At 72.9% G+C, this 11,926-nt stretch carries 13 protein-coding genes and 1 tRNA gene; 7 read left to right on the top strand and 7 right to left on the bottom strand.

The window, feature by feature from the left end; genetic code table 11:
• The first annotated feature begins 181 nt into the window (after positions 1–181).
• Both RM609_RS21815 and RM609_RS21810 read left to right on the top strand, forming a co-directional pair.
• On the top strand, positions 182–667 hold the full coding sequence (locus RM609_RS21815; RefSeq protein WP_311613180.1) for a DoxX family protein: 486 nt from the start codon (positions 182–184) through the stop codon (positions 665–667).
• Positions 668–846: 179 nt separating this feature from the next.
• The gene (locus RM609_RS21810) at positions 847–1,485 is read left to right on the top strand and encodes a DedA family protein (protein ID WP_311613179.1); all 639 of its coding nucleotides are present in this window, start codon (positions 847–849) and stop codon (positions 1,483–1,485) included.
• On the opposite strand, the gene RM609_RS21805 is transcribed toward RM609_RS21810, so the two are convergent.
• The gene (locus RM609_RS21805; RefSeq protein WP_311613178.1) at positions 1,445–1,996 is read right to left on the bottom strand and encodes a DUF1990 domain-containing protein; all 552 of its coding nucleotides are present in this window, start codon (positions 1,994–1,996) and stop codon (positions 1,445–1,447) included. The two genes, RM609_RS21810 and RM609_RS21805, sit on opposite strands and share 41 nt — an antisense overlap.
• A 100-nt stretch (positions 1,997–2,096) precedes the next feature.
• A complete protein-coding gene (snpA, locus tag RM609_RS21800) occupies positions 2,097–2,768 on the bottom strand; it encodes a snapalysin (protein WP_311613177.1) in 672 nt (223 codons plus the stop codon).
• A 243-nt stretch (positions 2,769–3,011) separates the two neighbouring features.
• On the opposite strand from snpA, the gene RM609_RS21795 reads away from it, so the two are divergent.
• Positions 3,012–3,995, top strand: coding sequence for a LysR family transcriptional regulator (locus RM609_RS21795; protein ID WP_311613176.1), 984 nt, complete (start codon positions 3,012–3,014; stop codon positions 3,993–3,995).
• A gap of 101 nt (positions 3,996–4,096) precedes the next feature.
• A complete protein-coding gene (locus RM609_RS21790) occupies positions 4,097–4,642 on the top strand; it encodes a GNAT family N-acetyltransferase (RefSeq protein WP_311613175.1) in 546 nt (181 codons plus the stop codon).
• A gap of 143 nt (positions 4,643–4,785) precedes the next feature.
• Here RM609_RS21790 and RM609_RS21785 read toward each other — a convergent pair whose 3' ends face one another.
• Both RM609_RS21785 and RM609_RS21780 read right to left on the bottom strand, forming a co-directional pair.
• The gene (locus RM609_RS21785) at positions 4,786–5,007 is read right to left on the bottom strand and encodes a hypothetical protein (protein ID WP_311613174.1); all 222 of its coding nucleotides are present in this window, start codon (positions 5,005–5,007) and stop codon (positions 4,786–4,788) included.
• Positions 5,008–5,166: 159 nt separating this feature from the next.
• Positions 5,167–5,238 (bottom strand) — tRNA-Val (locus RM609_RS21780).
• 201 nt (positions 5,239–5,439) lie between these two features.
• Here RM609_RS21780 and RM609_RS21775 point away from each other — a divergent pair.
• The 3 genes from RM609_RS21775 (at position 5,440) to RM609_RS21765 (ending at position 7,891) form a co-directional block, all read left to right on the top strand.
• On the top strand, positions 5,440–6,213 hold the full coding sequence (locus tag RM609_RS21775) for a DUF4097 family beta strand repeat-containing protein (protein WP_311613173.1): 774 nt from the start codon (positions 5,440–5,442) through the stop codon (positions 6,211–6,213).
• 74 nt (positions 6,214–6,287) lie between these two features.
• Entirely contained in the window at positions 6,288–7,661 is a 1,374-nt protein-coding gene (locus tag RM609_RS21770; RefSeq protein ID WP_311613172.1) for a hypothetical protein, read from the top strand.
• 14 nt (positions 7,662–7,675) lie between these two features.
• Entirely contained in the window at positions 7,676–7,891 is a 216-nt protein-coding gene (locus RM609_RS21765) for an FmdB family zinc ribbon protein (protein WP_311613171.1), read from the top strand.
• A gap of 20 nt (positions 7,892–7,911) precedes the next feature.
• On the opposite strand, the gene RM609_RS21760 is transcribed toward RM609_RS21765, so the two are convergent.
• The 3 genes from RM609_RS21760 to RM609_RS21750 are packed head-to-tail and all read right to left on the bottom strand — an operon-like array spanning position 7,912 to position 11,925.
• The gene (locus tag RM609_RS21760; RefSeq protein WP_311613170.1) at positions 7,912–8,577 is read right to left on the bottom strand and encodes an O-methyltransferase; all 666 of its coding nucleotides are present in this window, start codon (positions 8,575–8,577) and stop codon (positions 7,912–7,914) included.
• 55 nt (positions 8,578–8,632) lie between these two features.
• Entirely contained in the window at positions 8,633–9,445 is an 813-nt protein-coding gene (locus RM609_RS21755) for an HAD family hydrolase (protein WP_311613169.1), read from the bottom strand.
• On the bottom strand, positions 9,445–11,925 hold the full coding sequence (locus tag RM609_RS21750; RefSeq protein ID WP_311613168.1) for a phosphoribosyltransferase: 2,481 nt from the start codon (positions 11,923–11,925) through the stop codon (positions 9,445–9,447). The genes RM609_RS21755 and RM609_RS21750 overlap by 1 nt, the downstream gene beginning before the upstream one ends.
• Position 11,926 lies beyond the last annotated feature (1 nt).

The following is an 11,926-nucleotide window of genomic DNA, read 5'->3' as shown; positions in this document are numbered from 1 at the left end:
GTGACCTGGGTCACCGCGCCCGCCCCTCCCGCTTCCTCCCGCCCCCTATTCCCCGATGAAGGAAATGTGACATCATCCAAAACTTAATTATTGAACTTGCAAGTACTGATTAGGCCCACCTAACCTGAAGCCCTCGTCGTTTCCCCGTCCCCGATACGACCCGATACGAGGAGCCCCACCCATGTCCCCCACGCCCACCGCCGCATCCCCGACGGCCGGCGCACGCACCCCGGCCACGGCCGGGACCACGCTCTCCGCGCGCCTCGACGCCGCCCGTCCGTACGCCCTGTCGCTCTTCCGCGTCGTCGTCGGCCTGCTCTTCGCCTGCCACGGCGCCGCGTCGCTCTTCGGCATCCTCGGCGGAGCCGCGGGCAGCCACGGCGGCACGATCCCGGCCGGCACCTGGCCGGGCTGGTACGCCGCGGTGATCCAGCTGGTGGCGGGCGTGCTCGTACTGCTGGGCGCCGGCACCCGCAGCGCCGCCTTCATCGCCTCGGGCTCGATGGCGTACGCGTACTTCGACGTCCACCAGAGCATGGCCCTGTGGCCGATACAGAACGGCGGCGAGGCCTCCGCGATGTTCGCCTGGGCCTTCCTGCTGCTGGTCTTCACCGGCCCGGGCGCGCTGTCGGTGGACCGGTTCCTCGGTCGCGGCAAGCGGAACTGAGCAGGTCCGGGCAGTACCGGATACATCCCGACATATCCGTGGGGTGCGTGATGCGAACAACATCACGCACCCCGCGCTCATTTCCCGCCGCTTTCAGGCGTACGCTGTACGGTTGTCAAGGCCGCCCCTGCCGCTCCCCTGCGACGTCGCGGCGGGGGACCGTACCGGGAGATCAGGACGTGCTGGAGCAGTTGGGGGCCTTGGCCGGAACCCCTTGGATATACGTAATCGTGGGCTTGTCCGTCCTCTTGGACGTTTTCCTCCCCGTGCTGCCCAGCGGGGTGCTGGTGATCGCTGCCGCGACCGCCGCGGCGGGTTCGGCCGCGGGCGCGGTGGGTGAAGCCGCCCAGGCCCACGCGGGCTTCGCCGACATGTTCCCGCTGGTGCTGTGCGCCGCCACGGCCTCGGTGATGGGCGACATGGTCGCCTACCGCCTCGCCTGGCGCGGCGGCGACCGCTTCGACCGCGCGATCGCCCGGTCCCGCCGCCTCACCGCCGCCCAGGCCAAGCTGGGCACGGCCCTGCTGCGCGGCGGCGGCCCGCTCGTGGTGCTCGCCCGCTTCGCGCCCGCCGGCCGCTCGGTGGTCAGCCTCGGCGCGGGCGTGATGCACCGCCGGGTGGCCGAATTCCTCCCCTGGTCCGCGCTGGCGGGCCTGACCTGGGCGGCGTACAGCGTGAGCCTGGGCTACTTCGGCGGCCAGTGGCTGGGCGCGAGCTGGCTCAGCACGGCGGTGTCGGTGTTCGCGCTGTTCCTGGCGGGCTCCGGGGCGGTCTACCTCATGCGCCGGCCGGAGGAGCCGGAGGCGCAGGCCTCGTAACGAGGCCTCTCAGCGCCCGCCCGCACTCCCGCCCGTACGCCCGCTGGACGATCCGCACGAGCGGCCCGGCGGCACGGGTGAACCAGCGCGCGGGCCTGCTGAAGGCGAGGACGGTCAGCGTCACCCACCCGTCCTCGTCGATCGCCACGACGAACGCCTCCTCCCCGCACTCCGGGTGCCCGGGCAGCGTCCCGTAGGCGAATCCGGCCGTCGTCTCCTCCCGTACGACCCGGACCACGGCGCACTCCCCCGACAGCCGCAGCGGCCCGAAGCCGATCGCGGGCCGGACCCGGACGCCGGGCGCGACCGCCGGGGTGCCGGCGGGGATGCGGACCCCGGTCATCGCGCGGTGCATCCGCCAGTCGAGCACGGCCTCGGCGGCGGTCCGGAAGACGGCGCGGCCCCGGCCGAGGCGCGTGGTGACGCGCAGGTGGTGGTAGCCGGCGGGCAGCGGGGTACGGGCCGTGGCGCCGACCTCGGCGTAGGTGAACGGGGTGGTCGCGGTCGTCACGGCGCCAGTATGCGCGACGGCCCGGCTCCGTGGTGTGGCGGAGCCGGGCCGCGTGCGTTCGACTACGCGACTACGCGATTACACGACTAGCGACGTCGGGTCAGCGGACGATCTTGGTGAGACCCTTGTCGAGCGAGCCGGCCTTCAGGCCGTTCGCCCAGAGCTGGTTGACCCGGTTGCGCTCGGTGGTGTTCGGGTAGGGGTTGGTGCAGGACGGGCCGGGGCCGCCACCGGACATCAGCTCGCTGCACGGGCCGGAGTAGTGGTCCGGCAGACCGAGGACGTGGCCGGTCTCGTGCGTGGTGACGCGAGTGGAGTCGTACTGCTCGTTCTGCTGGTAGTCGAGGAAGACATAGCCACGACCGTGCCCGTCGGTGCTGGCGTACGAACCGCGGGAGTCGTTGCCCTCGTAGTATCTGAAGTCGGCGTTGGAGCCGGCGCGCAGCTGAACGTTCCGGACGGAGCTGTTCCAGATCTGGGCGCTGTTGGCTATCTCCTGCGCGAAGCTCGGCGCGCTGCTCGGGTCGTAGGTGACCGTGACCGTGCTCAGGCCCGGGCTGGCGGCCTGCTTGGCCTTCGCGGACTTCATGACGGCGTCGAAGAACGCCTTGTTGTTGGCCTCCTCGGCCGCCGAGCCGACGTAGGCGGACCGCGACGCGACCGTGCTGGCCTGCGAGGAGCTGTGATCCACCGCCACCGCCGGTCCGGCGGTCATCGTGGCGGCGAGGCCGAGGCCGAGCGCGGCCGACAGCACCATCGTGGAGCGCTTCATGTGGGGGACTCCATTCATGCCGAGAACCCGCTTCGGCCGTCACGAGGTGGGACGTGACGACAGGGGTTCACCGGGTGAACTCTTGTTCCCCTTGAGTCTCTGACGAGTTATCAATGGTGCGGATGATGCCAGTTGGCCATAACGCCATCCAATCGCCTATCCTCCGCCACCCTCGCCACACCAACCCGTTCAACTGCCCATATGCGTCCGGGATGTGTCTGGTGTGACGTACGGGGCGCGGATATGCTCCCTCTCGTGGAGCTTGAGGTCAGGCACCTCCGTGCACTTTGCGCCATCGCGGACACCGGGAGCGTACGGAAGGCCGCGTTGCAGCTGGGCATGACCCAGCCCTCGCTCACCACGCAGCTCCGCCGCATCGAAGGCACCATCGGCGGGCTGCTGTTCACCCGGGGACAGACCGGAAGTCGCCCCACGCCGCTCGGCCACTCCGTCCTGTCCCGGGCCCGGCCGATCATCGCGGAGATGTCGGCGCTCGTCACCGCGGCACGGGAGGCCGCCGTCGGCGTCGGGGGCCTGCGGCTGCGCATCGGCAGCATCGGCAGCCGGGCGGTGACGGGCTGGCTGCGCCGGATCCACCAGCGGCTGCCGGACACCGATACGACCATTCATATAGAGGTGTCCTCGAACACCCTGCTCCAGCTCCTCGCGACCAATCAGCTGGACGTCGCGTTCGTCCACGAGGCCGCGGGCTTCCCCCTCCACATCCCGGCGGGGGTGGAGCGGCGCGTCCTGATCGCCGGCGAGCCGCGCTTCGTCTCCCTGTCGGCCGCGCACCCGGCGGCGGCCCGGCCGCTGGTCCGCCTCGCCGAGCTCGCCCACGACGCCTGGATCGTCGACCCGACGGCGGACGAGGAGGCCGCGGCCCTGCGCCGGGTCTTCACGGCCACCGGCCTGGACCCCCGCCTCGTCCACGTCCGCGACAACACCACGGCCGCCGACCTCGTCGCCTCCGGCGAGGCCGTACGCCCCTGCCAGCCCACCGCCGACCCGGCCCCCGGCACGGTCATCCGCCCCCTGACCGGCGACCCCCTCACCGCCCAGCTCGCCCTGGCCTCCCGCCACGGCTCCTTACCCCTCCGGGAACTGGACGCGCTCTACGGCGACTTGATGGACGCCTACGTGGCCGTCGCCGGGGCCAACCCCACCTACCGCGCCTGGCTGGACCGCAACGGCAGTCCGTTGCTGCCGTCGGTGGGGAGTCACTGAGGGACGGACACGGCTCAGCCGCCCGGCGTCGCCAGCCCGTAGCACCCGAACCGCCACCCGGCCCGAAGCCGCCCGGCGGCGGCTCTGGCATCCTGCGCCTCATGCCGCACGACAGCCCCCCCCACCTCACCCAGATAGCCGGCCCCCACGACGTCGCTCCCGGACTCCGGGAAGAGCTCATCGGCTGCTGGATCGACGTCACCAACGCCGGCGGCGCCGCGGGGTTCCCGTTCCCGCCGGTCGGGCAGGGCGACGTCGCTCCCGTCATGGACGAGCTCCTCGGCCGGCTCGACCCGCGGAGCGGCCGGCTCCTCGTCGCCCGGGTCGACGGTGAGCTCGCCGGATGGGTCGTCCTCAAGCGCGATCCCTACCGGCTCGTCGGGCACTGGGGCACCATCCATCACCTCCAGACCCACCCCGCCTTCCGCGGTCGCGGCATCGGTTCCGCCCTAGTCCACGAGCTCCGGAGGATCGCCCGTGACGAGCTCGGGCTGGAGCAGCTGCGGCTGGCGGCCCGGGGCGGCGAGGGGCTGGAGGAGTTCTACGGCCGGCTGGGCTGGCGCGAGGTCGGCCGGTGGCCCGAGGCCCTCCGGTTCGCGCCCGATGACACCCGCGACGAGATCCTCATGGTCCTCGCCCCGCTCTGAGCCCGGCCCGCTCCGACAGCGAAGGCCCCCAGACTTGATCGACTGGGGGCCTTGGTACTGGTGGGCAGGGACGGGGCGGGGCCTTTCTGATTCGTTGCAGGCCCTTGTAGGGGCCTGGCGTGCCGTGAGCGGGCACAGTGGTCCTACAGCTTGGTCATCTTCGCGTACGGGCTCAGGATCCGGATTTCCGCGGAGCTGAAATCCACGAGCGCCGCGATTCCGTCCTCGATGCCGGTCACCCGGCCGAGTCCGTACATGTCGTGGGTGACCTGGTCACCCACGGCGAAGTGCTTCGGAGCCGGCGTGACCGGCTCCTTGAAGGGGCTGGTAGGCAAATGACGCTTCGGTGCAGCAGGCTTAGTCATCGTCCCCAGTATGCGCCCCCGACGGGCTCAGCCCCAGCGCGGCGGCAGCCCGCTCCCCTCAGCCGGGCCGGGCGGTGCCGCTCGGGCGCCGTCCCCGTCGGTGTCATCCGGGGATGCCGAAGGCCCCCAGTCATGATCGACTGGGGGCCTTCGCAAGGGTGGGCACAGACGGATTTGAACCGCCGACATCCGCTTTGTAAGAGCGGCGCTCTACCGCTGAGCTATGCGCCCGGGCACGAAATGGCAGCTTACCTTGCCCCACCCCGGTCCTCGCAAACCCATGGCGTACGGGGGTTAACCCCACCCCCGATCCGGTAGAGAGCGGGATCCCGGAGGCAGTGGCTCCGTACTTACGATCAAGGAGTCAACAGCGAGCCCGTCTCGTACACGACCTCCCGCACCGCCCCTCCGCACCGACCTTGGAGACAGCCCATGAATGCCCGCGTCCGACGCGCCGTCCGCGTATCAGCCCTCGCCGGTGGGGCCCTCGTCGCCGCGACGGTCCTCACCGGGTGCGGTACGGCCAACGCGGAGGACGCCACGCCCGAGGACCGGACGTTCTCGATCAGCGGGAAGCAGCTCACGGTCGACTCCGACAACTCCGCGATCGAGCTCGTGCCCGTCGCCAAGGACGGCAAGGACATCAAGGTCACCCGGTGGTTCGACGGGTGGACGCTGGGCGGGTCGGCCGGGGTGTCGTGGGAGATGCGGGGGGACACCCTGAAGCTGCGGCTGAAGTGCAGCGGCATCAGCGTGGGCTGCGAGGCCAAGCACCGGATCGAGGTACCGCGCGGCGTCTCCGTCAAGGTCGACGACTCCAATGGTGAGATCAAGGCAAGCGGCTTCGAGACCCCGCTGACGCTCACGAGCGGCAACGGCCGCATCGACGTCCGCGACTCCAACGGCGCCCTGGAGCTGGAGACTTCCAACGGCGAGATCATCGCCGACGGCGTCGGCGCGCCGAGGGTCAAGGCCAGGTCCTCCAACGGGCGGATAGCGATCAGCGCGACGAAGGCCCCCGAAAGCATCGACGCCGAGACCGACAACGGCGGCATCCGCGTCACCCTCCCCCGTACCGGCTACAAGGTCGACGCCCGCAGCGACTCCGGCGGCGCCAAGGTCGGCGTCCCCCGCGACGACGCCTCCGGGCACTCGGTCCGCGCGCACAGCTCCAACGGCGAGGTCGACATCCGCGCCGTCGGCTGACCGGCCCGTGTGCTCGCTCCGGCCGGGTGGGAGAATGGCACCCGGGCCTGGGGCGATCCATCGGGAGAGGGCAAGTGACGGCGACGTTCTCGCGTACGGTGACGGCTGCGGCCCGTGAGGCCCTCGCGCTGGCACTGCTGCCACTCCCCCTGATCGCCGCGGCCGTGGCGTTCGCGCCCGCCGCCTTCACCGGCGGTGGCGGTGGCACCCGCCGCTGGGGCTGGGGGCGCGGCGACGGCCGCCGCGAGGAGGCGCAGGCCGCGAAGGACGCGGCGGCCGCCGCCTTCTACGAGCTGGACACCGCCCAGCGCGAGCTGCGGATCACCATCGAGACGATCACGGCCGTCGACTCCTCCCCCGCCGCCCGCAAGGCGGCCGCCGACTTCGAGGAGTTCGGCCGGCGCATCGACGAGGCCTCGGCCGCCTATATCGCCACCGTCGACTCCCACGACCTCGACCGCGACGACCTGGAGTCCTCGGCCGCCTCCCGCGCCCGGGGCGAGCTGACCCGCGCCAAGGACGAGCTCGTCCGGGTCAAGGACGACCTGGAGCGGTTCGGGCAGAGCCTTGCCCCCCTCCTGACCAGGGCCGAGAGCCAGCTCGCACAGGTCGCGCCCGCCGTGGAACGGGCCCGGCAGGGGCTGCGCGCGGCGAGCGAGGCGCTGGACGGCGCCCGGGGGGCGGGCCTGCGCGCCGACGACCTGGCCGCCCGGCTGGCCGCGCTCGGCCCCGAGCTCACCAAGCTCAACGAGGGCGCCGGACGCCACGGCGTCCAGGGGACCGTCCAGCGCGCCGAGGACGTACGGCGGGAGGCCGAAGCCATCCGCGACGAGGCCGAACGGCTGCCGCAACGGGCCGCCGACCTCGACAAACGGCTCGTCTCCCTGCGCACCCGCGCCCAGGCGCTGACCACCCGGGCGGAGGGCGTCGGCCCGGTCCTCAGCGAGCTGCGCCGCCGCTACAGCGCGGCCTGCTGGCAGGACCTCCAGCGGGTGCCCGACGACACCCGGCAGGCCGTCGCCGCGGCCGAGGCGAAGCTCGCGGACGCCCGTACCGCCCGGGACGAGCAGCGCTGGGCGGACGCCACCGCGCTGCTGGCCACCACGCGCGCGCTGCTCAACACCACCGACGAGGGGATCACCGCCGCCGGCGACCGGCTGCGGCGGCTGGACGAGGTGGCCTTCGACCACGGCAAGGAGGTCGAACGCACCCGCTTCGCCCTCCGGGACGCCCAGCGCCTGGCGATGGACGGCCGCAGCACCCCCGACCCCCGGCACGCCCGCCCCCTCGACGACGCGGTGGCCCGGCTGGAGCGGGCGGTCGACGGGCTGGAGGGCCGGCATCCGGACTGGTGGCACTTCCTGACCGAGACGGAGGCCGTGCGGGACACCGCCGCCCGGGTCGTCCAGGAGATCCGCGACGAGCGGGGCCGCGGCGAGAACCGCTGACCTATGCTGCCCGCATGCCTCGTTACGAATACCGCTGCAAGTCCTGCGGCGACACCTTCGAGCTGACCCGCCCCATGGCCGAGTCCGCCGCCCCGGCCACCTGCCCCGGCGGGCACACGGACACCGTCAAGCTGCTGTCGACCGTCGCCATGACCGGTTCGGCCGCCCCCTCGGCCGCCCCGCGCGCAGGCGGTGGCGGCGGGTGCTGCGGGGGCGGCTGCTGCGGCTGACGGCCGCACAGGGCGAACGGTCAGCCGACCTTACGCGCCAGCGTCAGCCCGTCCGCGACCGTGAGCATCACCGACTCCATCCGCTTGTCCGCGAGCGCGTGCGCGTTGAACTCCCGTACGGCCGCCCCCGGTCCGTCGGTGACAGTCGGGTCGACGACCGAGCCGAAGAACAGGACGTTGTCCACGACGATCAGCCCGCCCGGGCGGAGCCGGGGCACCAGCTCCTCCCAGTAGGCGATGTAGCCGTCCTTGTTCGCGTCGAGGAAGGCGAGGTCGATGTGCGGCTCGGCGGGCAGGGCGCGCAGCGAGTCCAGCGCGGGGGCGATCCGCAGGTCGATCCGGTCGGCGACCCCGGCCTCGGCCCACGCCTTCGGGGCGGGGGCCGTCCACTCCTCCGAGATGTCCAGGGCGATCAGCCTGCCGTCGGCGGGCAGCGCCCGGGCCATGGCGAGGGCCGACAGCCCGGTGAACGTGCCGACCTCCACGATGTGCCGGGCGCCCGTGAGCCGGACGAGAAACGCCAGCAGCGACGCCTGCTCCTCGGCCACCTGTTTGATCGCGTCGCCGGGGAAGAGCGCGCGGGTGGAGGCGACCAGGGCCTGCTGGACGGGGTCGAGCGGCGGATTGTGGGCCAGGACGTACGTGTAGAGCTCGGCGGTGAGCGGAGGGCTCTTGGTCTCGGACACGCGATCTCCTCGGCTGTGAAACGTGGTTGTACCACCCGGTGACGCGCCCCCGAGACTAGCGCTCCCGCCGCCGCCCTCCCAGGAACGCCCGGACGATCTCCTCCCCCGCCGCGACCCCCCGGGTCTCCAGCGCGGTGACGTGCGGCGCGCTCCAGCCCACGTCGGACAGCTCGCCATGACCCGGCCGCCAGGCGCGGTCGGCGGCCAGCAGCAGATCGGCGTCCAGCAGCGAGTCCCCGGCGGCGAGCACCTCGGCCGCCCCGGTGCGCCGGGCCACCTCCGCGACGGCCGCGCTCTTGGTGAGCGGCTTCGGCACGGCGTAGACCTTGCGGCCCTGGAGCGAGACCGTCCAGCCCCGCTCGCCGGCCCAGTCCGTCAGCTCCTTGAGCCAGCCGGCGGGCAGCAGCGGCCGGTCGACGACGAGGTAGGCGAAGAGGTCCGCCGCCGTACGCGCCTTGAGCAGCCACGCCGGGTCGGCTACGCGCAGCAGGTGCGCGTGGACCTCGGCGAGCGTGGCGCACTCGGCGGCCAGTGCCCGGCCCACCCGGGCCCGCCATTCGGCGTCGGGCTCGCCCGCCACCAGCAGCTCGCCGCCGTTGGCGCAGATCGCGAACTCCGGCGCGGGGCCGGGCAGCCGGATCCGCTCGTACTGCTCGCGGGTGCGGGTGGTGGTGGGGACGAACGTGACCGTACGGGCCAGCTCGGCGAGGAGCCCGGCGGCCGTCTCCGTCATATAGGACAGCGGTCTGCTCTCGTATGTCTCCACGCACAGCAGGCGCGGGGCCTCGGCGTCCGGCATGGACAGGCTCAGCGCGGAGGTGGAGTAGATCAGGGTGCGGTCGAGGTCGCTGGCGACGAGCACGGTCATTACGCGGCGACCGCCTTGCCGTCGGCGCCGGTGGCGCAGCGGGTGTAGCGGGGGTGGATCAGGCCGACGCAGCGGTACGGCAGGCCGTCCACCTCCTCCACCGGTACCCCGCGCTGTTCGGCCAGGAGCCGTACGTGGTCCAGGTCGGCGCCCGCGCCGCGTGCGGCGAGGACCTTCCAGGGCACGCGGCGCAGCAGGACGCGCGTGGTCTCGCCGACGCCCGGCTTGACGAGGTTGACGTCGTGGATGCCGTACTCCTCGCTGATCCGCTCGACGGCCGCCCAGCCGGCCCAGGTGGCGGTGCGGTCGGCGGCCGCGAGCTCCTTGGCGGCGCGGGTCACGTCGTCCTGGAGGCCGGGGTCGGCGAAGCGCGCGGCGACGGTGTCGACGAAGGCCCGGGAGACGTCGGTACCGGCGAGTTCGCGGTAGAACTTCGCGCCGTGGAAGTCGTCCGGCCCGACGAGGTCGTCGCGGAGCACGGTGCGGGAGATCAGGCCCGAGACGGTGGAGTTGAGGCAGGCGGAGGGGATGAGGAAGTCGTCGCGGGTGCCGTAGGTGGTCACGCAGTGGCCGGGGTCGGCGAGTACGGCCAGGCGCGGGTCGAAGCCGGGGAAGTCTTTCAGGGCTTCGGCGAGTTCGCGGGTGATGGCGCCCTTGCCTGTCCAACCGTCGACGAAGACGACGTCGGCCGGGTCGTGGTGCTCGGCCAGCCAGCGCAGGGCGTTGGTGTCGATGCCCTTGCCGCGCACGATGGAGACGGCGTAGTGCGGCAGGTCCAGCCCGTGGGCGTACCGGGCCCAGCGGCGCATCAGCACGCCCACGGGCGTACCGGCGCGGGCCAGCGACACCAGGACCGGCCGGGGCGAGCGTTCGGCCAGTACGGTCTCGGTGACCGTGCCGACGGCGAGCGCGATCCGGTGCGCGGAGGCGTCGAGGGCGGAGTGGTAGAGCGCCTGGTAGCGCTCGTCGGGCTGGTACTCCACGGGCAGCGACTCGGCGTAGTGCGCGCCGCCGCTCTGGATGGCCTCCTCCCGCTCCTCGGTGGGCGCCTCCAGCCGTACGGAGGAGAGGTCCTGAAGCAGCCAGCCGACGTCCTCGGGGTCGTACGAGGAGAACGCGGGGCCGCGGAGGGGGTCGGGCATGGGGGGAGCCTGTCGTTCGGGTACGTACGAGGGGATGGCGGCCAGTACCACGTGCGGGGTGTGGCCGGCGAGCCGGTCCAGGAGGCCGCCGGGGGCGTGGAGGGCGGGGGTGTCGGCGGTGGAGTCGACGACGGCGACGACGGCGTCGAAGTCGCCACCCGCGACGTTGTAGGCGTAGCGGGGGCCGGGGCCGTCGGTGGGGGCGTCGTGGGCGGGGAAGGTGATGCGGGAGCGGATCGCGTAGCCGGGGTCGTCGACGGGGAGGACGGGTGAGCGGGTGGTGGTCGAGAACCGGACCTCTTCGAAGGCGCCCTCGTTCTCCAGCGCCTGCGCGAGGCGCAGGGGGGCGTACATCAGCTCCTCGGTGCCGAGGACGAGGACGCGCCGCACTCCCTGCGGGAGGGCTCCACCGATGCGGGCCGCCATGTCGGGCAGGGCGGCCTCCAGACGCGCCCGGTGTGCGGGCGTGAAGCCGTGCCGGCCGCCGTCGGGCAGGCCGGCGGGCCAGCCGAGCTCGACGCGGGTCGGTGCGGGGGTCCGGGGGCTCGCCCCCGGGAAACTGGGGGCACCTCCCAGCGGTAGCTGGGGGAGAAAGGGCGGGGCTGGGGCTTCCCCCTCGTACCGCTCCACAAGCTCCCGCCCCCGTTCCAGCACCCCCTCCGGGAGGGACACCGTCCCCGACGCCAGCGCGACGAGCTCCACCCGCGCGCCGAGTTCCGCCGCGAAGGCGTCCAGCCGCGCCCGGTCGTCGCCCGACCGCATGTCGACCAGCGCCACCACCACATACCGCTCACGCGGAAAGCGCGCGTGCAGAGCCGCCACGGTGTTCAGCACCGTGCGCCCCGTCGAGAACTCGTCGTCGACGAGGACGAGCGGGCCGTCGCCCGCGAAGAACGCCGGGTCCTCCGGGAGCAGCAGATGCGACGTGGCGTGGCTGTGCTCCTCCTCGAAGCCGCCCACGGAGGCGATCCCGGGCACGGCGCGCCGTGTCGAGTGGAGGTAGGGGGCGAGGCCGAGGCCGTCGGCGACCGCGTGGCCCAGGCCCGTGGCCGTCTCGGCGTAGCCGAGGACGACGGCACGGGCGGCGTCCGCGTCACCCAGCAGGGCCCGGACCCGGCGGCCGAGGCCGGCCCCCGCCTCGTACACCGCGGCCGGCGACGCCGGGACGTGCTTGCCCAGCACGTTGGAGACCAGCAGATGCGCCCGCTTGGGGTTGCGCCGCAGGGCCAGCCCCAGCAACTCCGGCAGCCGGGTGTCGCCTTCCAGCGCCACGCCCAGCCGGTCCGCGACCCACTGTCCCGACCAGATCAATTCTTCCGCGCCTTTCACGTGATTCATC

The organism is Streptomyces hesseae (genome assembly GCF_031845785.1).
In the GTDB taxonomy this organism is placed as follows: domain Bacteria; phylum Actinomycetota; class Actinomycetes; order Streptomycetales; family Streptomycetaceae; genus Streptomyces; species Streptomyces hesseae.
Note: the sequence above shows the minus strand (reverse complement) of the source record. Positions and strands in the feature narration are given on the sequence as shown.